21 protein-coding genes are annotated in these 22317 nt (G+C 67.7%); 14 read left to right on the plus strand and 7 right to left on the minus strand.

Translation table 11 applies throughout. The features are described 5' to 3' along the window. Window positions 1–10 precede the first annotated feature (10 nt). From mfd to V1Y59_RS04260, 9 genes are all read left to right on the plus strand, one after another. Complete coding sequence (gene mfd / locus V1Y59_RS04220; RefSeq protein ID WP_330503601.1) at window positions 11–3604, plus strand: transcription-repair coupling factor; 3594 nt, start codon at window positions 11–13, stop codon at window positions 3602–3604. 117 nt (window positions 3605–3721) lie between these two features. Further along, window positions 3722–4672 carry a nucleoside triphosphate pyrophosphohydrolase gene (locus V1Y59_RS04225; protein WP_330503602.1) on the plus strand — a complete coding sequence of 317 codons (951 nt, stop codon included), beginning with the start codon at window positions 3722–3724 and terminating at the stop codon, window positions 4670–4672. 140 nt (window positions 4673–4812) lie between these two features. Further along, entirely contained in the window at window positions 4813–5571 is a 759-nt protein-coding gene (locus V1Y59_RS04230) for a lytic transglycosylase domain-containing protein (RefSeq protein WP_330503603.1), read from the plus strand. Window positions 5572–5689: 118 nt separating this feature from the next. Then, the gene (gene eno, locus V1Y59_RS04235) at window positions 5690–6973 is read left to right on the plus strand and encodes a phosphopyruvate hydratase (protein WP_330503604.1); all 1284 of its coding nucleotides are present in this window, start codon (window positions 5690–5692) and stop codon (window positions 6971–6973) included. 244 nt (window positions 6974–7217) lie between these two features. Next, window positions 7218–7736 carry an FtsB family cell division protein gene (locus V1Y59_RS04240; protein ID WP_330503605.1) on the plus strand — a complete coding sequence of 173 codons (519 nt, stop codon included), beginning with the start codon at window positions 7218–7220 and terminating at the stop codon, window positions 7734–7736. Continuing rightward, window positions 7733–8269 (plus strand): DUF501 domain-containing protein, encoded by a 537-nt coding sequence (locus V1Y59_RS04245; RefSeq protein WP_330503607.1) that lies wholly within the window; start codon window positions 7733–7735, stop codon window positions 8267–8269. The genes V1Y59_RS04240 and V1Y59_RS04245 overlap by 4 nt, the downstream gene beginning before the upstream one ends. Then, window positions 8266–9228, plus strand: a complete 963-nt coding sequence (locus V1Y59_RS04250; RefSeq protein WP_330503608.1) for a Ppx/GppA phosphatase family protein — start codon at window positions 8266–8268, stop codon at window positions 9226–9228. The genes V1Y59_RS04245 and V1Y59_RS04250 overlap by 4 nt, the downstream gene beginning before the upstream one ends. A 45-nt stretch (window positions 9229–9273) precedes the next feature. Continuing rightward, window positions 9274–9666, plus strand: coding sequence for an MbcA/ParS/Xre antitoxin family protein (locus V1Y59_RS04255; RefSeq protein WP_330503609.1), 393 nt, complete (start codon window positions 9274–9276; stop codon window positions 9664–9666). Further along, on the plus strand, window positions 9667–10224 hold the full coding sequence (locus tag V1Y59_RS04260; protein WP_330503610.1) for an RES domain-containing protein: 558 nt from the start codon (window positions 9667–9669) through the stop codon (window positions 10222–10224). It begins immediately after the preceding gene. 569 nt (window positions 10225–10793) lie between these two features. On the opposite strand, the gene V1Y59_RS04265 is transcribed toward V1Y59_RS04260, so the two are convergent. From V1Y59_RS04265 to V1Y59_RS04285, 5 genes are all read right to left on the minus strand, one after another. After that, the gene (locus V1Y59_RS04265; RefSeq protein ID WP_330503611.1) at window positions 10794–11291 is read right to left on the minus strand and encodes a DUF4395 domain-containing protein; all 498 of its coding nucleotides are present in this window, start codon (window positions 11289–11291) and stop codon (window positions 10794–10796) included. A gap of 67 nt (window positions 11292–11358) precedes the next feature. Then, window positions 11359–13197 (minus strand): DNA helicase RecQ, encoded by a 1839-nt coding sequence (gene recQ, locus V1Y59_RS04270; protein ID WP_330503612.1) that lies wholly within the window; start codon window positions 13195–13197, stop codon window positions 11359–11361. A gap of 58 nt (window positions 13198–13255) precedes the next feature. Next, window positions 13256–13678 (minus strand): hypothetical protein, encoded by a 423-nt coding sequence (locus V1Y59_RS04275; protein WP_431309097.1) that lies wholly within the window; start codon window positions 13676–13678, stop codon window positions 13256–13258. A gap of 21 nt (window positions 13679–13699) precedes the next feature. Further along, window positions 13700–14902 (minus strand): fatty acid desaturase family protein, encoded by a 1203-nt coding sequence (locus V1Y59_RS04280; protein WP_330503613.1) that lies wholly within the window; start codon window positions 14900–14902, stop codon window positions 13700–13702. A 2-nt stretch (window positions 14903–14904) separates the two neighbouring features. Next, a complete protein-coding gene (locus V1Y59_RS04285) occupies window positions 14905–15972 on the minus strand; it encodes a ferredoxin reductase (RefSeq protein ID WP_330503614.1) in 1068 nt (355 codons plus the stop codon). Between the two features lie 173 nt (window positions 15973–16145). Between V1Y59_RS04285 and V1Y59_RS04290 the strand changes: the two genes are divergently transcribed. Continuing rightward, window positions 16146–16826, plus strand: coding sequence for a TetR family transcriptional regulator (locus V1Y59_RS04290; RefSeq protein WP_330503615.1), 681 nt, complete (start codon window positions 16146–16148; stop codon window positions 16824–16826). A gap of 155 nt (window positions 16827–16981) precedes the next feature. Then, complete coding sequence (locus V1Y59_RS04295) at window positions 16982–17830, plus strand: serine hydrolase (RefSeq protein ID WP_431309105.1); 849 nt, start codon at window positions 16982–16984, stop codon at window positions 17828–17830. 11 nt (window positions 17831–17841) lie between these two features. On the opposite strand, the gene V1Y59_RS04300 is transcribed toward V1Y59_RS04295, so the two are convergent. Further along, complete coding sequence (locus tag V1Y59_RS04300; protein ID WP_330503616.1) at window positions 17842–19236, minus strand: YibE/F family protein; 1395 nt, start codon at window positions 19234–19236, stop codon at window positions 17842–17844. 52 nt (window positions 19237–19288) lie between these two features. Here V1Y59_RS04300 and V1Y59_RS04305 point away from each other — a divergent pair, with 52 nt between their 5' ends. Further along, the gene (locus V1Y59_RS04305; protein WP_330503617.1) at window positions 19289–19792 is read left to right on the plus strand and encodes a mycothiol transferase; all 504 of its coding nucleotides are present in this window, start codon (window positions 19289–19291) and stop codon (window positions 19790–19792) included. A 19-nt stretch (window positions 19793–19811) separates the two neighbouring features. Here V1Y59_RS04305 and V1Y59_RS04310 read toward each other — a convergent pair whose 3' ends face one another. Beyond that, window positions 19812–20231, minus strand: a complete 420-nt coding sequence (locus tag V1Y59_RS04310) for a DUF6764 family protein (RefSeq protein ID WP_330503618.1) — start codon at window positions 20229–20231, stop codon at window positions 19812–19814. Window positions 20232–20421: 190 nt separating this feature from the next. On the opposite strand from V1Y59_RS04310, the gene V1Y59_RS04315 reads away from it, so the two are divergent. Both V1Y59_RS04315 and V1Y59_RS04320 read left to right on the plus strand, forming a co-directional pair. Continuing rightward, window positions 20422–21333 (plus strand): cation diffusion facilitator family transporter, encoded by a 912-nt coding sequence (locus V1Y59_RS04315; protein ID WP_330503856.1) that lies wholly within the window; start codon window positions 20422–20424, stop codon window positions 21331–21333. Between the two features lie 25 nt (window positions 21334–21358). Continuing rightward, a complete protein-coding gene (locus V1Y59_RS04320) occupies window positions 21359–22291 on the plus strand; it encodes an LLM class F420-dependent oxidoreductase (protein WP_330503619.1) in 933 nt (310 codons plus the stop codon). Window positions 22292–22317: the final 26 nt, after the last annotated feature.

Raw genomic sequence — 22317 nt, forward strand, 5'->3', positions numbered from 1 at the left:
AATCGCAGGAGTGTCGACTACCCCCGCCCTGCACGGGCTCGCCGCGGTCACGTGTGCCGACAAGGCCATCGCGGACCTGCGCAGCCGTCGCGGTCAGGACCGGCTCGACATCACCGCCCCCGACGCCGCCCGACCGTTCGCCGTGGCCTGTCTCGCATCCGATCGGTCCGACGGGAACACCGCCCCGTTGCTCGTGGTCTCGGCGAACGGGCGCGAGGCCGACGACCTGACCGCAGAACTCGCCGAACTCCTCGACGATCCGGCCGCGGTCGCCCAGTTCCCCTCCTGGGAAACGTTGCCGCACGAGCGGCTCTCACCCAGCGCCGACACCGTCGGGCAACGACTGGCCGTGCTGCACCGGTTGGCCAACCCGGAGGACGGGCCGACGCTGCGGGTGGTGGTCACCACCGTGCGTTCTCTTGTCCAGCCGATGGCGCCGGGACTGGGTTCGGTGCGCACGATCCTGTTGCGCGAGGGTATCGAGCTGGATTTCGAGCAGCTGTTGGGCGACCTGGTCGAGATGGCGTACGAGCGGGTCGACATGGTCGGCCGGCGCGGCGAGTTCGCGGTGCGCGGCGGAATCCTGGATGTGTTCCCGACGACCGCGGATTTCCCTGTCCGAGTCGAGTTCTGGGGCGACGAGATCTCGGAGATGCGGGCCTTCTCGGTCGCCGACCAGCGCAGCCAACCCGAGGTCGACGTGTCGTCGGTCCGCATCCACCCCGGCCGTGAACTCATCCTGTCCGCCGCGGTCCGTGACCGCGCGGCCGAACTGGCCGACCGGCACAAGGGCGAGAAGGCACTCGCCGACATGCTCACCAAGCTCGCTGAGGGCATGCCGGTCGAGGGGATGGAAGCGCTCATCCCGATGCTGGTCGACGGGCAGATGCAACTGCTGACCGAGGTGATGCCGGACGGCACCGGCGTGTTGCTGCTGGACCCGGAGAAGATCCGGACCCGCGCAGCGGACCTGGCGCAGACCGGCGCGGAGTTCCTGGAGGCGTCATGGACGGCCGCCGCGATGGGTGCCGACGCACCGATCGATGGTCGCGAGCCGGGTGACACCGGAATCGACCTGCAGGCCAGTGCATACCGCTCGCTCGACGAGGTGGAGAAGGCGACGCTCGCGGCCGGCCGGGCCTGGTGGACGATCAGCCCGCTGGCGACCGGCGCCGACCAGGAACTGGCGCTCGACATCACCGCCGGGCCCGCGCCGCGCGGCAACGACGACGAGATCGCCCAGACCTTCACGAGCCTTCGCGCACATGTCACCACCGGCGGTTCCGCGGCAATCGTGGTGGCGGGCAAGGGAACTGCTCAGCGGGTGGGAGAGCGGCTCGCCGAGGCCGAGGTGCCGGCGGTCATCGCCGAGCCCGGCGCGCGACCGGAGACCGGACAGGTCACCGTGTTCCACGGGACCTTGCGGGCCGGGCTCGTATGTCCTGACGCGCGGCTCGTCGTCGTCACCGAGGCCGACCTGACCGGCAACCGGGTTGCCGGGGTCCGCGATGGGCGTCGACTCCCGGCCAAGCGCCGCAACCAGGTGGATCCGTTGGCGCTGTCCGCCGGCGACCTCGTGGTGCACGACCAGCACGGCATCGGCAAGTTCGTCGAGATGATCGAGCGGACCGTCTCCGGCGCTCGCCGGGAGTACCTCGTCCTGGAGTATGCGGCCGGCAAGCGTGGTCAACCCGGCGATCGTCTGTTCGTGCCGATGGATTCGCTGGACCAGTTGTCGCGCTACGTCGGCGGCGAGCAGCCGTCGCTGTCCAAGCTCGGCGGATCGGACTGGCAGAACACCAAACGCAAGGCGCGCAAGGCGGTTCGTGAGATCGCCGGCGAGCTCGTCCAGCTCTACGCCGCCCGCCACGCCGCTCCCGGCTACGGGTTCAGCCCGGACACACCCTGGCAGCGGGAGATGGAGGACGCCTTCGACTTCACCGAGACCGTCGATCAGCTGACCGTGATCGCCGAGGTGAAGTCCGACATGGAACGACCGGTTCCGATGGACCGGGTCATCGTGGGTGACGTCGGGTACGGCAAGACCGAGATCGCGGTCCGGGCCGCGTTCAAGGCCGTGCAGGACGGCAAGCAGGTTGCCGTCCTGGTGCCGACAACGATTCTGGCGCAACAGCATCTGCAGACGTTCACCGAGCGGATGACGGGCTTCCCGGTGCGGGTCCGAGGGCTGTCGCGGTTCACCGACCCGAAGGAGTCCAAAGAGATCGTCGACGCCATGGCGTCGGGCGAGGCCGATGTGGTCATCGGTACCCACCGCCTGTTGCAGACCGGGGTGACCTGGAAGGACCTCGGCCTCGTCATCGTCGACGAAGAGCAGCGCTTCGGCGTCGAACACAAAGAGCACATCAAATCACTGCGTACCCACGTCGACGTGCTGACGATGTCGGCGACCCCCATCCCGCGGACCCTGGAGATGTCGATGGCAGGCATCCGCGAGATGTCGACCATCCTGACACCGCCCGAGGAACGCCACCCCGTGCTCACCTATGTGGGCGGATATTCCGCCAAGCAGGTCGGCGCGGCCATCCGCCGCGAACTGTTGCGTGACGGCCAGGTGTTCTACGTCCACAACCGGGTGTCCACGATCGACAAGACCGCCCGCGACATCGCGCAGATGGTGCCCGAGGCGCGGGTCGTGGTCGCGCATGGACAGATGAACGAGGACCAACTCGAACGCACCGTCGCGGGGTTCTGGAACCGTGAGTACGACGTGCTGGTGTGCACGACGATCATCGAGACCGGGCTCGACATCTCCAACGCCAACACCCTGATCGTCGACCGCGCCGAGAACTTCGGGCTCTCGCAGCTGCACCAGCTCCGTGGACGCGTGGGACGCAGCCGGGAGCGCGGCTACGCGTATCTGCTCTACAGCCCGGAGCGACCGTTGACCGAGACCGCGTACGACCGGCTCGCCACCATCGCACAGAACAACGAACTCGGCGCCGGAATGGCGGTCGCGCTGAAGGATCTCGAATTGCGAGGCGCCGGAAACGTTTTGGGCGCCGAGCAGTCCGGTCACGTCGCCGGTGTGGGGTTCGACCTCTATGTTCGTCTGGTCGGCGAGGCGGTGGAGGCCTACCGGGCGGCCGCCGACGGCAAACCCGTCTCGACCGGCGAATCGACCGAGGTCCGCATCGACCTGCCGGTGGACGCGCACATCCCGGTCGAGTACGTCGACTCCGACCGGCTGCGCCTGGAGGCCTACCGCAAACTGGCCGCCGCCTCCGACGACGACGCGGTGGACGCGGTGCTCGCCGAACTCACCGACCGCTACGGGGAGCCGCCGGAGGAGACACGCCGGCTCGCCGCGATCGCGCGGTTCCGGCTGCGGTGTCGGGAGCGAGGGGTCGCCGAGGTCGGTCTCGCCGGCACCGGTGTCAAGATCTCCCCGATGACCTTGCTCGACAGCGAGCAGGTGCGGCTCAAGCGGCTGTACCCCTCGGCCGGTTACCGCGCCACGACCTCGGTCATCACGCTGCCGATCCCGCGCACCGGGGGTGTCGGGTCGGCTCGCCTACGCGACGAGGAACTCATCGACTACCTCACGAAGTTCCTGCTGGCCTTGCGGGCAGATCCCGCCTGACCCTTCCGCCGCCCACTCCCTCGAGGTGGCTGACGTTGCCGCGTGTGTCAGCGCAGCCGTTGCCATCCGCCTGGGATACGTTCGTGACACCTGCGCCCGAAGGGAGTGCGATCGCCGATGACCGTGATCCTGCTCGATCCGCTGCGGCCCGACGTCATACCGACGCGCGCACTCCCGTTGCTCTCCGGACCGCTCACGGTCACCGAGGATGTCCACCCGTCCACCCTGTGGGATCTGGGCCTGACCGGAGCGACCTGGGCAGAACGCGACGACCTCGACGCCACCCTGCTCACGAGCGACGCGACCCACCGGTTTGTCCGGGCACGCATCGAGCGCGGGGAAGACGTCATCAGAGCCCGCCCGGTTCCTGGTGACGCCCTGCTCGAGTCGGCCGCCCTGATGGACACCCTGCGACGAACCGGCCCGTGGGAGAGCACCCAGACCCACGTCTCGCTGCGCCGCTATCTGCTCGAGGAGTGCTACGAACTGCTCGACGCGATCGACGACGGCGACCACATCCTCCTGCGTGAGGAACTCGGCGACCTGCTGTTGCAGGTCCTGTTCCATGCACGGATCGCCGCCGACCACCCTGACGAGCCCTTCGACATCGACGACGTGGCGCAGAGTTTCCTCACCAAGGTCCGCGGCCGCACTCCCGGCGTCCTGTCGGGCGCGCACGCGGATCTAGAGACGCAGATCAGGGAATGGGAAGAGCGCAAGGCCGCGGAGAAGGCCCGCGGATCGGTGCTCGACGGTGTGGCCACCACCGCGCCCGCGCTGGCCCTCACCCAGAAGGTCCTCGAGCGACTGTCGGCGGCCGGGTTCCCCATGGACACCATCGACCCGGACATTCTGTCGGTCACTGTTGCGCCGGGCGGCGACAGCGTCGAGGAAGTGGCGCGGCAACGGGTGCGTCAGCTGATGTCGCAGGTCCGGGACGCGGAGAAGCGCGCCGAAGCCGATGGTCTGACGTTGGACCATCGCGAGGCGTGGGAGTCGATGCTGAACCCGGTCGGCGACAACCTGGGCACGGTCGGCGAGGAGCAGGAGCCCACGACGGGCCCGTGACGGCAGGCGACACGCCCACGATCCCAGGCACCAGGGTCCCAGGAATCAAAACCCAGGAACCAAAATTGCTGTCGCAAAGTTGTCATGGAGAATGCTGTGAGCCGCGCGCGGAACCCCGCGGTGTAACTGGGTGTGGAGGAATGAGGATGGGACGGCGCCGAGCCGGGCGACGACTGGTGTTCGCGCCGATGATCATCGGGGCGACGGCGCTGGTCGCGTCGGCGTGTATCGACCTGCCGTCGCTGAATCGGCCGGACATCCCCGAGGGCATCCCGCCCGGTGCGGGTGCCCCGACCCCGTACATCGACATCAATGCGCCCGGACGCACCGCCGAGTTGATGCGGGATTGGGCCCGGCCGATCGCGGAGTCCACCGGCATCCCGCTGATCGCGATGGAGGCCTACGGCAACGCTGCCGAGATCCAGCGGCAGCAGCATCCCGAGTGCGGCCTGGCCTGGACGACGCTTGCCGGTATCGCCGCGGTCGAGAGCAAGCACGGCACGCATCGAGCGACCACCATCGCGCCCAACGGCGACACCGCACCGCCGATCCGCGGGGTCGCGCTCGACGGCACCCGCGGCAACATGGAGATCCGCGACTCCGACGGCGGCACGCTGGACGGCGATTCCGTCCACGACCGCGCGATGGGTCCGTTCCAGTTCATTCCGCAGACCTGGGAACGCTACGGCGTCGACGCGAACGGCGACTGGCGCGCCGATCCCGACAACATCGACGACGCAGCGCTGTCGGCTGCGAGGTATCTGTGTGTGTCCGCCGACGGGGACATGACCACTCCCGAGGGCTGGGAGCGGGCGGTGAAGACCTACAACAACTCGACGCCGTACGTCCTCGACGTGCGTGATCGAGCGAACGCGTACTCGATCAACGTCCGATACTGAACGTTCGGAGAACTAGTCCTCGGCTTGCTGCGTGCGTACTTCGGGCAGCGATTAGGCTTTGTCGCGTACCTGTCGGCGCCGATCGGCGTCGTTCCGTCGAGGGATAGGGGCTAGAACTGTGGCAATGATCGAACAGGTCGGCGCACGCGAGATTCTCGATTCGCGCGGCAATCCGACCGTCGAGGTCGAAGTCGTGCTCGATGACGGCACCTTCACCCGCGCAGCGGTTCCCTCCGGTGCGTCGACCGGTGAGCACGAGGCGGTCGAACTCCGTGACGGCGGGGAGCGCTACGCCGGCAAGGGCGTGACGAAGGCGGTCGAGGGTGTCCTGGGCGAGCTCGCGCCCGCCGTGATCGGTCTCGAGGCCGAGGAGCAGCGACTCGTCGACCAGGCGCTCCTGGACTGCGACGGCACCCCGGACAAGGGCCGCATCGGCGCCAACGCGATCCTGGGTGTGTCGCTCGCGGTGGCCAAGGGCGCCGCGGAATCGGCCGGTCTGCCGCTGTTCCGCTACATCGGCGGACCCAACGCGCACATCTTGCCGGTGCCGTGCATGAACATCATCAACGGCGGCGAGCACGCGGACAACGGCATCGACTTCCAGGAATTCATGATCTGCCCGGTGGGTGCGCCGACCTTCAAGGAGGCGCTGCGCTGTGGCGCAGAGGTGTACCACGCACTCAAGTCGGTGCTGTCCAAGCAGGGCCTGGCGACCGCCCTCGGCGACGAGGGAGGCTTCGCCCCCGATCTGCCGAACACCGATGCCGCGATCACCGTGATCGGTGAGGCGGTCGGCAAGGCCGGTTACAACTTCGGCAAGGACGTGGTGATCGCGCTCGACGCCGCGGCCACCGAGTTCTACCGCGACGGTGTGTACAAGCTCGAGGGCAGGGACTACTCGACCGACGAGATGGTGCCGTTCTACGAGAAGCTGATCGCCGACTTCCCGATCGTCTCCATCGAGGACGGGCTCGCCGAGGACGATTGGGCGGGCTGGGCCAAGCTGACCGAGGCCGTCGGCGACAAGGTGCAACTGGTCGGTGACGACCTGTTCGTGACCAATCCCGAACGCCTTGAGCGCGGCATCTCCGAGGGCGTCGCGAATGCCCTGCTGGTCAAGGTGAACCAGATCGGCTCGCTGACCGAGACCCTCGACGCCGTCGCGCTGTCGCACAACAACGGCTACAAGACGATGATGAGTCACCGGTCGGGTGAGACCGAGGACACCACCATCGCCGACCTCGCCGTCGCATGCGCATCCGGCCAGATCAAGACCGGTGCGCCGGCCCGCAGCGAGCGTGTCGCGAAGTACAACCAGCTGCTGCGGATCGAGGAAGGTCTCGGCGATGCGGCACGGTACGCGGGGGACCTCGCCTTCCCACGATTCTCGTTTGGTTCGTGATTAGCTGGACCCCATGACATCAGGCGGGCGCCGGGAACGGAGTGAGCGGGCCCAACCCGCGGAGCGCCGGGAACGGAGTGAGCGGGCCCAAGTGTCTCGTGGGGTCGAGGGCAGGCGTCGTCGGACGCGGGCGGACCGTCGTGGGAGCACCACGCGCGGTCACGCTCGGCCCGGCACGCCGGGGGCCCGTGCCGGGGGACACCGGAGGGAACGGATCTCGGTCACCGAAACCGGTGAGCAGGAAGTGCACGACGACCTCGTTCCCGAGGTCGAGGACGGCGTCGATGACGCGGCCGCCGGTGCCGAGCGGCGTCGTACCGCGCGCGTGTCGGGCCGTTCTCGGAAGGTCCGACCTCGCTTCGATCGGGCGGCGTTGCTGGCCCGCGCCGAGGGGCTCGACGCGAAACGCGCGATCGTCCTGGCACTGGTCATCAGTGTCGTGGCGCTCACGCTCGCGATGCCGGTGCGCACCTATTTCTCGCAGCGTGCGGAGTTCGACCAGCTGCGAGCCAGCAATGATCAGCTGCGGACCGAGGTCAGCGACTATCAGCAAAAGGTCAACGAACAAGGTGACCCGGCCTACATCGAGGCGATGGCGCGTGAACGCCTGCAGTTCGTGCGGCCGGGTGAGAAAGCGCTGGTGATGATGTTCCCGGGTGACGACGCTCGCGTTGCAGCCGAGAAGAAGGCCGCCGAGCGTGCGCGTAATCCCTGGTATGGCAACCTGTGGGAGTCGGTCGCGACCCCGCCCGCCATCAAGTGAGCGCCTCCGAATCCGACCTCGCGACCATCGCCGCGCAGCTGGGCCGGGAACCGCGTGGGGTGATCGAGGTCAGCTACTACACTCCCGACGGCCAGCCGGCGGTCATCAAGACGTCGCCCCGATTGCCCGATGGGACGCCGTTTCCGACGCTGTACTACCTCACCGATCCGCGGCTGACGGCGGAGGCCAGTAGGCAGGAATCGGCGGGCGTCATGAAGGCGATGACCGCCCGCCTGGTGACCGACGCCGACCTGGCCATCGCCTATCGCCACGCGCACGAGTCGTATCTCGCCGAGCGTGATGCGATCGAGTCGCTGGGCACCGACTTCACCGGCGGCGGAATGCCGGATCGGGTGAAGTGCCTGCATGTGTTGATCGCGCATTCGTTGGCGAAGGGTCCTGGGATCAACCCGCTCGGCGACGAGGCCGTCGCGCTGGCCGCCGATCGTGGCCTGCGTGGGACTGCGATCCCGGAGGATTGGCCGAGAATCGCTCCCGACACCGCGTCGGAATTCGAGGGAGGGGAGCGGTGACCGTCGTCGGCGCCGTCGACTGCGGCACCAACTCGATCCGTCTGCTCGTCGCGCGGGCTGCCGATAACCGGGACGAATCGGTGCCCGGTCTCATCGACGTGCACCGCGAGATGCGTGTGGTGCGCCTCGGCGAAGGGGTGGACGCCACCGGCGAGTTCGCTCCGCAGGCCATCGAACGCACCCGCAATGCCCTGGCCGATTACGCCGACATCATGGCGTCCGCCGGCGTCGATCGGCTCCGGATGGTCGCGACGTCGGCGACGCGGGATGCCGCGAACCGCGAGGAGTTCTTCGCGATGACCGCCGAGCTGCTCGGCGCTGTGGTTCCCGGGGTGTCGGCGGAGGTGATCACCGGGGACGAGGAGGCCCGACTGTCCTTTCGGGGTGCGGTCGGCGAACCGACTTCTGCAGGTGGTCCTTTCGTCGTCACCGATCTCGGGGGTGGTTCCACCGAGGTGGTGGTGGGTGATGCGGGTGGCGTCACCGCGGCGTATTCCGCGGACATCGGATGTGTTCGGCTGACGGAGCGGTGCCTGCCGTCGGACCCGCCGTCGGAGTCCGAGATCGCGGCTGCGCGTGAATTCGCGCGGTCTCGGCTCGCTCCGGCCTTCGAAGCCGTTCGGGTCGACGGCGTGCACACCTGGGTGGGGGTTGCGGGGACGATGACGACCCTCGCCGCGCTCGGGGCGGGGCTGACCGAGTACGACCCGGAGGTCATTCACCTGTCCAGGATCTCGTTCGACGACCTGGCGGATGTATGCGACCGGGTTGTCCACATGACCCGGGCCGATCGTGCCGCTCTGGGGCCGATGCATCCCGGCCGCGTCGATGTGATCGGCGGCGGTGCGCTGGTCGCCCTGGAACTCGCACGGGTCTTGGGGGAGCGGTCCGACGTCGACGAACTGGTGGTCAGCGAGCACGACATCCTCGACGGCATAGCCATGGGATTGCTGGACTGACAGAAGACCCTGACGCCCAACAATTTTGTTGGGTATGGTGGCGGTATGACATCGGCTCGCGTTCGTGACATGCCCCGCTCCCGGAGGCCCCGATCGGAGGAGCCCGCCGATCCGTTGGCGCCGGCACGGGTGAGCTACCTCGCCGACAGTTTCGGTAAAGCGCGCCTCGCGGAACTCATCGGTGTCAGCCGTTCACAACCGACCCGATGGATCTCCGGCGCGGAGTATCCGGGTCCGGTCGCGGGCCCCCTGCTCATCGACCTCGAACACATCTTTGCGCGGGCACGACTCATCTGGGGCGAGCGCGCTGCCCAGACATGGCTGATCAGTCAGAACGTGCACCTCGGGGGAGCCCGGCCGATCGATGCCTTGCGGTTGTCCGGGGCTGCCACCGTGTTGACGGCGCTCGATGCCGAGGCCTGGGGAGGGGCGGCCTGAGTGCTCGCCTACCGGGTTTTTCCGTACCTCGAGTCTGCCCCTGCCCGTCGTCCCGGGCACCCGTTGTACGAGCACCGGCCGCAGCTCGGCGGCCGGATCGACCATCCGGACCGCCACGTGTGGTACCTGTCCCGGCACGCCGAGGCCGCATGTGGGGAGACGTTCGGCAACCTTCGGGCGTGGGTGGACGACATGTTCGACTTCCCGCAGGTGCCCGGGGCCCGGCGGGCACTCGGGACGTTCCGGTTGCCGGACGACCTCCGCATCCTCGACCTGGACGACCCGGCGCAACTGGTGCGGCTCGGGGTGCGTCCCTCGCAGGTGGTGATCCGGAATCTGACGGTGACGCAGCGGTGGGGGCAGCAGATCTACGACGAGACCGATGTCCGCGGGGATCGCGCATGGGATGCGGTGTCCTGGTGGTCGTTTCATCGGCCGCAATGGAGTGTGCTCGCATCGTGGGTGCGGCCGGAGGTGGTGGCGGTCGACGAACTCGACCTCGACCATCCCGCGATCATCGACGCCGCCGAGGCGCTCCTGCGGCCGCTGGAGCGGTAGGACGCCGCCGGACCCCCTTTGATCGAGAACGGGTTGCCACCCGTTGATCGAGTAGCCGGCGAGCCCCACTCGTTGATCGAGTAGTCGGCGAAACCCTACCCGTTGATCGAGTAGCCGGCGAGCGGCAGCGAGTCGGCGTATCGAGATCTGGTGAGATGCTCTCGGGCGCGGGGGGTCTCGATACGCACGCTCACTTCGTTCGCGGGCTACTCGACCAGCGGTGGGGGTGGTCGGGTTGTTCGCTCGTTGATCGAGTGGCCGCGACTTACCCGTTGATCGAGTAGCCGGCGAGCGGCAGCGAGTCGGCGTATCGAGATCTGGTGAGATTCGCTCAGGTGCAAGAGGTCTCGATACGCTCGCTCACTTCGTTCGCGGGCTACTCGACCAGCGGTTGGGGGACTCGGTGATCGAGTAGTCGGCGAGCGGCAGCGAGTCGGCGTATCGAGATCTGGTGAGATGCCCTCGGGTGCGGGGGGTCTCGATACGCTCGCTCACTTCGTTCGCGGGCTACTCGACCAGCGGATGGGTGTTCGCGGGCTACTCGACCAACGAAGGGTGGGTGTGCCGGGCTACGCAGCCACGCGCAGCGAGAGATCGTTGCACGCCTCGCACACCGTCTCGGGGATGATCCCGTGACGCTGGAGGAAGCCGAAGGCGACGCATCCGAGGCAGAGGCCGAACACGAACTCCAGGGTCGCCGCCACGATGAGCACGCCGGTCGCGATCTGGGCCGCGAGCCCGAGACCGAGCAGGGAGAGGACGAGGGCGCTGCCGCTGACGACGAGGCCGATGGTCTGGGCGAACCGCTTCGGCGGGCCGGGCACGAGTTTCGTCTTGCGCCAGACCTTGGGTGCGATGACCCGCACCGACAGCTGGCCGAACGGCGAGAACCGCGGACCGGCCATCACCCGAAGCAGGAAGCCGAGCGCGAGCAGCGCGTACACCACCGGATGGTCGACCACGATCGCCACCACGGCGAGCGCGATCACCAGACCCGCGGTCGAACGGGCCGCGTAGTCGTTGACCGGGTTGGGAAACGTCAGCGCCGACGGCAACGTTGGGGACACCGAATACCTCCTGGAGAACAGCTCTGCCGAAGGTAGACAACGTCGCGACCCCGGGCAATGATTCCGCTCACGCCGGTTCGGACTCCGCATCGAACCCGGAGATCGCGGCGAGCACGTCGTCGCCGTACTGCTCGAGTTTGGCATCGCCGATGCCGGACACCGACCGCAACTGCGTGGTCGACGTCGGTCGCAGCGCGGCGAGTTCACGCAGCGTCGCGTCGTTGAACACCACATACGGCGGGACACCGCGCCGCGATGCCTCGGCCTTGCGCCACGCCCGCAGATGTTCGAACAGCCCGCGGTCGGCGTCGGCGATGTCGGGCGCCGAGCGCGAACCGCGGGTACTGCGGCCGGCAGGCCGAGCCGGATCGGTCCGCAACATCACGGTGGTCTCGCCGCGCAGCACGGGCCCGCTCTTGTCGGTGAGGGTCAGCACCCCGTAGTCGCCCTGGGGTGCGATGATCCCCGAGGCCACCAGCTGACGGATCACGCTGCGCCAGCCGGCGGCGTCGAGGTCGGTGCCGATGCCGTAGGTGGTCAGCCGGGTGTGTCCGCGCTCGCGGATGCGGGCGGTGTCGGCGCCGCGCAGGATGTCGATGAGGTGGCCGGCGCCGTAGGGCGGGTCACCGAGGTCCCGCTGCAATCGCACCATCGTCGAGAGCAGTTTCTGCGCCGGCACGGTGCCGTCGAAGGTCTTAGGTGGGGTCAGACACGTGTCGCAGTTGCCGCAGGATTGCGCGTCCTGGCCGAAGTACCGCAGCAGTTGAGCGCGTCGGCAGTCCACTGTCTCGCACAGCGCGAGCATCGCGTCGAGGTGCTGCTGTTGGACCCGCCGGTGATTCGCGTCGCCGTCGGACTGGTCGATGAGTCGACGCTGCTGCATGACGTCGGCCAATCCGTAGGTCATCCACGCCACCGACGGCAGACCGTCGCGCCCGGCCCGACCGGTCTCCTGGTAGTAGCCCTCCACGCTCTTGGGCAGATCGATGTGGGCGACGAACCGCACGTCGGGTTTGTCGATACCCATGCCGAAGGCGATGGTCGCGACCACCACGACGCCGTCGGCGCGCAGGAATCGTTCCAGGGTGTCGTGGCGGACGGTGCGATCGAGGCCGGCGTGGTACGGCATCGCGTCGACGCCGTTGGCCGCCAGGAACGCCGCCGTCTTCTCCACGGAGGCGCGGCTCAGGGCGTAGACGATGCCGGTGGCGGGTTGCCCGTCGACGTGCCCGTCGGTGCGGATGAAGTCGAGCAGTTGTTTGCGGGGTTCGGATTTGGTGACGATGCGGTAGGTGATGTTGGGACGGTCGAAATCCGCGACGAAATGCCGGGCGTCGGCGAGGTGGAGGCGTTCGGTGATCTCGGCGTGCGTGCGGCGGGTGGCGGTCGCGGTCAAGGCGATGCGCGGGACATCCGGCCACAGTTCGGCGAGCTCGCCGAGTGCGAGGTAGTCCGGCCGGAAATCGTGTCCCCACTGTGAGACACAGTGGGCCTCGTCGATCGCGAACAGCGAGATTCGACCCTGCTGCAGCAGGGCCCGGCAGCCGGCGGTGTTGAGGCGTTCCGGCGCAACATAGAGCATGTCTAGTTCGCCGCTGCGGAATGCCGATTCGACTTCGGCGCGTTGCTCGGAGGTCTGTGTGGAGTTCAGGTACGCCGCGCGCACCCCGAGTTCACGCAGCGCCGCGACCTGATCGGACATCAGCGCGATCAGCGGCGACACGACGACCCCGCAGCCCTCACGGACCAGTGCGGGCACCTGGTAGCAGAGGCTCTTGCCGCCGCCGGTCGGCATGAGCACTACCGCGTCGCCGCCGGCAACCACGTGCCCGACGATCTGCTCCTGATCTCCCCGGAACGACTCGTAACCGAAGGTCGAGGAGAGGACCTGCCACATGTCCGCCATAGGGCACAACGTTACTGGCGGGCTCTGTCGGCGACGGGCCGCCCGGGGGCGGGAGGCCTCAGGACCTGTCGCCCGGGATCTCGCCCAGATCGACGGGTTGCTCGGGTACGTCGTCCGAACTGGGGAGGGCCGCCTGCTCCGACGCCGGCAACTCGCCGAGATCGACGGGGTCACCGAAGTCGTCGTCGATGTCGTCATCCAGGTCGTCGGGGTCTTGCAGGTCGTCGGGATCCAGATCGTCCATCTCGACGTGTTCGGCGTCGAGGATGCCGCGATCCTCATCGAGACGGGCCCTGCGGGCGGCGTCACGCATCTCGAAGCCGTCGGTGACCAGGTCACCGACCTCACGTGCGACGTCGGCTACCGCGCCCGTGATGATCGTCGCGATCCGCCCGACGTGGGTGGCCGTGGATTCCACCAGTTCTTGGACCAGGTCCTTGTTGCGCTCGAAACGGTCGACCATGGTTCCGTATTCTGCCATCGGTTTCGGTGTGCCGGGGAGTCACGCAGCGGCCGTGCGGGACCGCTCGACGGTCACGACCAGGTCATTGTCGTCGCGCGTCATGAAATTCGGCAGCGAGAGTTTGGCAATCTTCTTCCACGTCGACAACAGCTGGTGGCTCAGCGATCCCGTGTTGTACGGCAGGCCGTAACGTTCGCAGATCTCGCGCACCTCGCCGGAGATCTCCGGATACCGGCTGGCGGGGATGTCGGGGAAGAGGTGGTGTTCGATCTGGTGCGACAGGTTGCCGCTCATGATGTGGAACAGCGGCGAGCCGGTGATGTTGGCCGATCCCAGCATCTGCCGCAGATACCACTGGCCGCGGGTCTCGTCCGCGCACTCCTCGGAGGTGAAGGTCTGCGCACCGGACGGGAAGTGGCCGCAGAAGATGATCGAGAAGGTCCACAGGTTGCGGACGAGGTTCGCCGAGGCGTTCCCGAGGAATGTGGTGACGAACAGCGGGCCGGTGAGGGCCGGGAACACCACGTAGTCCTTGAGGACCTGGCGACCCGCCTTGCGCCACATACCTTTCACGAGTCCCTTGACGTCGTACCACTTGCGCTTGCCCGCGAGGATGTTCTCCACCTCGAGGTCGTGCAGCATCACGCCCCACTCGAACAGCACCATGAGTGCGGTGGCGTATCCCAGGTTTCCGAGGTAGTAGGGATTCCACTTCTGGTCGCGGTCCATCCGGAGGATGCCGTAGCCGATGTCGCGGTCCTCGCCGACGATGTTGGTGAACGTGTGGTGCAGGTAGTTGTGGCTGTGACGCCACTGGTCGGCCGGGCAGACGGTGTCCCACTCGAACTCGCGCGAGTTGTAGGTGTCCTCACGCATCCAGTCGTACTGGCCGTGCATCACGTTGTGGCCGATCTCCATGTTGTCGAGGATCTTCGACACCGACAGGGCGCCGACGGCGGCCAGCCACGCCGGTGGGAAGAATCCCAGGTACATCAGTCCGCGGCTGGCGATTTCGAATCCGCGTTGCGCTCGGATGATCGAGTACAGGTAGTCGCGGTCCTTTTGTCCCAGGTCGGCGACCACCCGGGCCCGGAGCTCATCGAGGTCGCGACCGAGGGCCTCGACCTGGTCGTAGGTCAACACGATGTGCTTCGGGTCCGGCGTCGGCGCCGCGGTAGCCGTGTCCGGGACGTCGACGGGGACGAGTTCGGTGCTGGTGGTGGGGTTGTCGGTGATGGTCATGGCTATACCTCGATTTCCACGTCGCCGACCGGCGCATTGATACAGAGCTGTATCTGCGTGTCGGTCTCGGTGTCGGTTTCTCCGGTCAGCACGTTGCGGGTGCAGCCGGATCGCTTGATGGCGGTGCAGGAGAAGCAGATCCCCATCCGGCAGCCGGATTCCGGAGTCAGTCCGGCCGATTCCGCCTGGTCGAGGATGGTGCGACCGTCGTTGGTCGCCGATCTGCCCGAGCGAAGGAACGTCAGGGCGCCGTCCACGGGCGCATCGGGGTCGACGCCGAGCGGGGCGGCCAGGGTGAACGCCTCCTGATGGAGTCGGCCGCGCAGCCCGCGGGAACCGTGATGGTTCGCGACGGCGTCCATCAGTGCGGCGGGTCCACACACGAACAGGTCGGCGTCGTCGATGTCGGCGACATCCGCCAGGTGGTCGGCGGTGAAGTGGTCGCCGGACGGGCCCCGGGTGTAGTGCAGTCGCACGTCGACGTTGCCGGCGCGCGCGAGTTCGGCGAGTTCGCTGCGGTACGCGACGTCGTCCGGGGTGCGCGCATAGTGGACGAACACGATCCGTCCGCGGTGGCCTTCGGCTACGAGCGTTCGCGCCATTGAGAGCACAGGTGTGATCCCACTGCCGCCACTGATGAAGACTGCTGTTCGGGGGCGGTCATCCGGGAGGACGAAGTCGCCCGCGGCCTGCTCGAGACCGACGACCATCCCGACATGTGCGTGCTCCCGCAGGTGGGTGGACACGAGGCCGCCGTCGTGTGCGGTGACGGTCAGCTCGATGTCGTTGCCCGGGGCGTTCGCCGGGGAGAAACATCGCGTGTGCCGTACGCCGTCAATGACCGTGCTGAGCTGCACGTACTGTCCCGGCGTGTGGCCTTTCCACTGGCGGGTCGGGCGGAGGGTGAGACGCACGGTTCGCGAGGTCGGGCGGTCGACGGCGACCACCTGACCACGCAGATCGCGCCAGGTCGTCATCGGGTCCACCAACTCCAGGTACCGGTCGACCGGGTGGGGTGAGAGTGCGGACTCGATGATGGTGCCGACGAGGGCGGGAATGCGGATGCTCATGGGCTGGCTCCGTTCGGGGTCGTCCACATTGAGTGAACATCTGTACACAAATCAGTGTGGCATGTCGGCGCGGGGTCGAGTCAAGGGCAATCTCTGTGAGGGCCGTCACGGGATCCGGCATCCCCCGGGGAGGCGACGCCGAGCGATCGCTCCGGTCGACCTAGACTCGGACCGTGACCAGGTCCCGACATGGCAGCCGCCCGCGCACGCGCGGCGACGGTGAGTCGGAGAGTCGCGCGGAACGGAAGAACCGGACCCGCCAGGCCCTCCTGGACGCGACGATGGGGCTGGTCGCCGACCGCAGCTTCGGCAGCATCAGCCTGCGTGAGGTGGCCCGTGGGGCGGGCATCGTGCCCACCGCGTTCTATCGGCACTTCGCGTCGATGGAGGATCTCGGCGTCACCCTGGTAGAGGACTCGATGCGGGTGCTGCGGCGCACGTTGCGCGAGGGGCGCCGCGATCTCGCCGCACGTCAGGCCCTTCCGACCGCGCAGAATTCGCTGGACATCCTCCTGCGGCACGTCCGCGACAACGAGGCGCAATTCCGCTTCCTGGTGCGCGAGCAGCACGGCGGTATCGCCGAGATCAGGCGTGCCATCGACACCGAGTTGCGACTGTTCTCGAAAGAGCTGGCGATCGATCTGTCGCGGCTGCCGGACCTCGTTCAGTGGTCGCCGGAGGATCTCGAGATCGCGGCGGAGTTGATCGTGACCATCATGTTGACCGCGGTCGCCGACCTGCTCGATGGCGAGTACCGCGGTAGCGGCGTCGAGCGGGAGATCGTCGAACGCACCGAGAAGCAGCTGGTCATGGTGTTTCTCGGCATGGGTCGGTGGAGTCCGCCGGAGAGATAGGCCGTCGCGTCGCGATTGCTACAACTTCGTATCGCCGGTGGTGATCGGCTGCCGGCGGTCTTAGTCTCTCTGTTACTGATGTGACCAGGGAGACGCAAGTGACTCGTGTGAAATGGATCGTCGGGCTCGTCGCGGCGATGACCGCCTGCTCGATGATGCTCGGAGCCTCGGCGACGGCCCACGCATCGCCGTCCTGGTGGCCTCGGCAACTCCCGCCGCTACCTCCACAGATCGCCGACCTCCTGGAGCCTCCGGTGCCGGTGGAGAAGAAGCTGATCTCGAGCTTCGCCAAGCTGCAGAAGTCCATGCGCAAGTCCCTGACGGGCAAGGTCGGACTGGCCATCGTCCCGGTCGGGTCGGACCGGGTCATCACGATGGGAGACCTCACCACCGGACGTGCCTGGTCGACTCTCAAGGTGCCGGTCTCGCTGGCCGCCGAACGCAGATTCGGCGCGGCGGTGGCCACCGAGGAGGACAAGGCGATCACCTTTTCCGACAACGACGCCGCGGGCGAACTGTGGGGGTCGCTGGGCGGCGGGCAGAGTTCGGTGGACGCGGTGACCGATGTCCTGCGCGAAGGGCATGATCTGCGGACCCAGGTGAGCTCGGAGGCCGACGACCCTCCGTCGTACCCGGGATACACGCCGTGGGCGCTCGCCGATCAGGCGCGGTTCGGTGCGCATCTACCGTGCCTGCCCGGCAGCGAACACGTCATCCGCCTGATGAGCAATGTGGCGAGCAATCAGCAGTGGGGCGTGGCCACGATGGGCCGCAATCAGGGTGCGGTCACCGCGGTCAAGGGTGGGTGGGGTCCCGCCCGGTCAGGGTCGGCGGGCTATCTCGTTCGGCAACTCGCGGTGATCACCACACTCCGCGGTGATGTCGCGGTGTCGATGGCCGCCATACCGAGCAGTGGCTCGTTCTCCACGGGCACCCGAATGCTCGACAAGGTGGGGGACTGGCTCGAGCGCCACCTCGCCGCATTGCCGGTCGGTCGCTGCTGACCCTCCGAAGGTCAATCCGTCCGAGCGTGCCGTCCGCCGGAACCCTCGACGGGAGTCGCCTTCGAAGCGGCGGCGGGGGGAGTGGTCAACGCGGCCGCGATCAGGGTGGTCAGTGGTACCGAGAGTGCGATGGCGATGCCACCGACGAACGACCGCGCGAGTTCCACGGCGAGGGCATCGGTGGTGACCAGCGACCCGAACGGTTGTTGGGCGACGGAGAACAGCAGCAGCAGCGGCAGGGCGCTGCCTGCGTAGGCGAACACCAGGGTGTACACCGTGCTGGCGATGTGGTCGCGGCCCACCCGCATGGCGGCCCGGAAGGTCGCGAGCCGGGTCGGCTCACCCGCTGCGGCCAGTTCGAAGGCGGCCGACGCCTGCGTGATGGTGACGTCGTTGAGCACGCCCAGGGTGCCGATGATGAAGCCCGCGAGCAGCAGTCCGCTCACCGAGATACTGCCTTGGTACACCTGCAGATTGGTGGTCTGGTCGCCGGACAAACCGGTCAGATGCATCGTCTCGATGGCCAACCAACTCAGCACCCCGGCCAGGACCAGCGACGTCAGTGTGCCCAACAGCGCCGAACTGGTGCGCAGGCTGACCCCGTGGGCGAGATAGAGGACCACGAACAGGATGGCCGCCGACGACACCACGGCCACCGCGACCGGTGACTTCCCGTCCAGGATCGCGGGCAGGGTGAACACCGCGAGCACCCCGAATGCGAAGGCGAGCCCGATGATCGAGCGGAACCCGCGCCATGCGGCCACCAGCACCACCGCACCGACGAACAGCAGCCCCCAGATGATCGTCGGCACCGTCCGGTGGAAGTCGAAGAACGTGTAGCGGGTCGTCCCATCGGGGCCGGGAACGACGGCGAGCCGGATACGGTCGTCCACCTGCAGCGACGGCTGACCGGCCTGGGGTTGGTCCAGCGCGCCCGGTGACGGCTCGACCGCCCCGGGCTCGGCCAACCCGGATTGGGCGCGGTTGGTGGGCACCTCGAGCAGGGTGTGGCGGCCCTCGTCGTCGCCGCTGTCGAGGCGCACAGTGCTCACGATGCACGGGCCTTCGGAGGAGACACCCTCGATCTGGAACACGGGATCGTCCTGGACGGTGCCCGCCAACGGATTCAGACAATCGGCGCGGACCTGTGCGACGACGTGACCGTCGACGGTGCGGATCGACCCACCGTCGGCCGACCGGTACTGCATGGGGATCGGGTGCTCACCGTCCGACGGCCACAGCAGCACCGCGCCGATCGCCACGACGACACCGATGAGGGTCAGACTGCCGATGACGATCCACCGCGCGAACGGCGACAGTACTGCCGGGATCTCCGAGACACCGTGGCCGTGTCCGTGCCCATGCCCGCGTGGTCCGGATTCGCGGCCGTCTCCTGGATGAGTCACCACGACAGGTTATGCGGTTGGGCACCCATCGCATCGGGGTACTACTGGAGGCATGCGATCCACAGACGTTTTGATCGACGGTTTCGAACGGGTCTCGGAGAACGTGCATGCGGTGCTCGACGGCATCACGGCCGACCAACTGACCTACCGGCCCGGAGCCGAAGCCAACACCATTGCGTGGCTGATCTGGCATCTGACGCGCGCGCAAGATGTACAGATCGCCGACGTCGCCGACCGCGACGAGGTCTGGACATCGGCGGGCTTCTACGACCGCTTCGATCTGCCGTTCGAGCCCAGTGCGTCGGGTTACGGTCAGAGCCCCGACGAGGTCGCCCGGGTGTCGGTCGGCGATCCCGCGCTACTCGCCGACTACTACGACGCGACACATGCCGTCACCGTCGACTACCTCGGCGGCCTGACCGACGACGACCTCGATCGGGTCATCGACGAGAACTGGAATCCTCCGGTGACGCTGGGCGTCCGGTTGGTCAGCATCGTCGACGACGACGCGCAGCACGTCGGTCAGGCGGCCTACGTCCGGGGACTGCTCGACTAGTGCCCGGGGCGGGGGTGGCTCACTGGGAGACGCAGCCCTGCAAGGTCTGGAAGTCGCCGGCGAAGGCGAGGCCGCCGCTGCAGGTGGGGCCGTTGCGTCCGTCCACGACGACGGTGGCGCCCGGTCCGGCGATGCCGATGGCCAGTCCGGGCCTCACGCCGGTCATCGTCACCGATGCGTCCGGGCCGACCGCGATCGCCGCCGGGCCGGAGTAATTGTCGCCGGTCGCCGCCGCGGTGCCCCCGTTGTCGGTGATGGCGAGGGTGAGCCCGGTGGGGCCCGACGACGCCGAGCAGTCGGCCATCGTCGACGTCTGACCAGGCAGCGCCGGACAGATCTGCGGCGCGGCCTGCGCGCTCGGTGCGGACAAGGTCATACCGACGGCGCCCGCGGCGGCGGTGATCGATGCCAGGACAGCGGTCTTCGTGATCGTGCGCATGGTGGTGCTCCTCAGGTCGTCGGGTTCGTACATCAGCCATTCGGAACCATCCGATCGGCGGATGGGCGGACGCCCGAGAATCGGTCGCGGCCACCGTGAGACGATCGGGGACATGACCGAGCGTCCGACCGGGGGACCCCCCTCGACGACACAGGACCGAGGTCCGACAGCCGACGGCTCCGGCGAGTCGATGCTCACGGTCGTCCTCGCGTTCGTCATGAACCTGCTCGTCGCCGTGGCCAAGTCGATCGCCGCCGCGATCACCGGTTCGGCGGCGATGCTCGCCGAGGCCGCCCACTCCTGGGCCGACGCCGGCAACGAGGTGTTCCTGCTCATCGCGGAACGACGGGGTGCGAAGGGCCGCGATGCCCGCCATCCCTTCGGTTACGGCCGTGCCACCTACATCTGGTCGATGTTCGCGGCCTTCGGGTTGTTCGCCGTGGGTGCGGCGGTGTCGGTGATGCACGGCATCACGTCACTGACCGAACCGGAGGCCGACGCGAACTATCTCGTCGGCTACGCGGTCCTCGCGATAGCGGCAGTGCTGGAGTCGGTTTCGTTCGCGCAGGCCATCCGTCAGGTCCGTGCGGCCGGCGACCGGTTCGCGATCCATCCCCTGCGTTTCGTCAACCGGACGTCGAACACCACACTGCGGGCAGTGTTCTTCGAGGACGCCGCAGCGCTCGTCGGTCTCGCGATCGCAGCACTCGGCATGGCGTTGCACGAGATCACCGGCTCGGCTGTGTGGGACGCGATCGCTTCGATCCTGGTCGGCATCCTGCTCGGGTTCATCGCGATCCTGCTGATCAAGCGCAACAGTGAGTTCCTGCTGGGGCAGAGCGCATCCCCGACGACACGCTCGGCGATCTTGCGGGAGATGTTGGCACACCCCGAGATCGAACGGGTGACCTATCTGCACGTCGAGTACGTCGGTCCGATGCAGTATTACCTGGTCGCCGCCGTCGACATGGCCGGTGACCGGGCCGAGCACGATGTGGCCGAACGGCTACGCCGGGTCGAGCGCGAGATCGAACAGCACGAACCGATCGTCGAGGCGGTGCTGACACTGTCCACCGCCGATGAGCCGTCGCTGAATCCCTGATCGACGTCGCGGGTAGGTTGTCGGTGTGGATCTCCGTGTCTTCACCGAACCCCAGCAAGGCGCCACCTACGACGACCTCCGTCGGGTCGCACAGGCCACCGAACAACTCGGATTCGACGGCTTCTTCCGGTCGGACCACTACCTGGCGATGAACTCCGACGGCCGTCCCGGTCCCACCGACGCCTGGCTCACCCTGGCCGGACTCGCCCGGGAGACGACGAGTGTTCGGCTGGGCACGCTCGTCACGTCGGCGACCTTCCGGTTGCCCGGCCCGCTGGCGATATCTGTCGCACAGGTCGACCAGATGTCCGGTGGGCGAGTCGAATTGGGTTTGGGTGCGGGATGGTTCGACGCCGAACACGCCGCCTACGGCATCCCGTTCCCGCCGCTCGGTGAGCGATTCGACCGACTCGAGGAGTCGTTGGAGATCATCACCGGGCTGTGGGAGACGCCGGAGGGACGTCACTTCGACCATCAAGGCGCACATTTCCGGTTGTCGGATTCGCCGGCTCTCCCCAAACCCGTGCAGTCGCCGCGGCCGCCGATCATCGTCGGCGGTGCGGGAAAGAAGCGCACCCCGGCGCTCGCCGCGCGTTTTGCCGACGAGTTCAACGTGGCCTTCGCGCCGGTGTCGACGACGTCGCAGCAGATCGGCCGGGTTCGCGCCGCGTGCGCGACGGCCCGACGGCGCCCCGAGACGATGACCTACTCCGCGGCGTTGGTGCTGTGCTGTGGGGCCACCGAGGCGGACCTGGCCCGTCGAGCCGAGGCGATCGGCCGGGAGGTCGACGAACTGCGGGAGAACGGCGCCGCCGGGACGCCCGACGAGGTCGTGGAGAAGATCGAACAGTACCGGCAGGTCGGTGTCAGCCGGATCTATCTGCAGACACTTGATCTCACCGATCTCAATCACCTCGACCTGGTCGCCTCACGGGTGATGCCGCAGTTGTCGCGTTGACCGCTCCCGATCCGGAAGCCGAACAC

It is taken from the genome of Gordonia prachuapensis (genome assembly GCF_036350515.1).
In the GTDB taxonomy this organism is placed as follows: Bacteria; Actinomycetota; Actinomycetes; order Mycobacteriales; family Mycobacteriaceae; genus Gordonia; species Gordonia prachuapensis.

Excerpts from the sequence above, each read along its gene's own strand:
- V1Y59_RS04315 (WP_330503856.1), top strand. The coding sequence starts at position 20,422 with ATGCTCACGGTCGTCCTCGCGTTCGTCATGAACCTGCTCGTCGCCGTG.
- V1Y59_RS04295 (WP_431309105.1), top strand. The coding sequence starts at position 16,982 with ATGCTCGGAGCCTCGGCGACGGCCCACGCATCGCCGTCCTGGTGGCCT.
- V1Y59_RS04310 (WP_330503618.1), bottom strand. The coding sequence starts at position 20,231 with ATGCGCACGATCACGAAGACCGCTGTCCTGGCATCGATCACCGCCGCC.
- V1Y59_RS04275 (WP_431309097.1), bottom strand. The coding sequence starts at position 13,678 with ATGGCAGAATACGGAACCATGGTCGACCGTTTCGAGCGCAACAAGGAC.
- V1Y59_RS04285 (WP_330503614.1), bottom strand. The coding sequence starts at position 15,972 with ATGAGCATCCGCATTCCCGCCCTCGTCGGCACCATCATCGAGTCCGCA.
- V1Y59_RS04230 (WP_330503603.1), top strand. The coding sequence starts at position 4,813 with ATGAGGATGGGACGGCGCCGAGCCGGGCGACGACTGGTGTTCGCGCCG.
- V1Y59_RS04280 (WP_330503613.1), bottom strand. The coding sequence starts at position 14,902 with ATGACCATCACCGACAACCCCACCACCAGCACCGAACTCGTCCCCGTC.
- recQ (WP_330503612.1), bottom strand. The coding sequence starts at position 13,197 with ATGGCGGACATGTGGCAGGTCCTCTCCTCGACCTTCGGTTACGAGTCG.
- V1Y59_RS04225 (WP_330503602.1), top strand. The coding sequence starts at position 3,722 with ATGACCGTGATCCTGCTCGATCCGCTGCGGCCCGACGTCATACCGACG.
- V1Y59_RS04255 (WP_330503609.1), top strand. The coding sequence starts at position 9,274 with ATGACATCGGCTCGCGTTCGTGACATGCCCCGCTCCCGGAGGCCCCGA.
- V1Y59_RS04305 (WP_330503617.1), top strand. The coding sequence starts at position 19,289 with ATGCGATCCACAGACGTTTTGATCGACGGTTTCGAACGGGTCTCGGAG.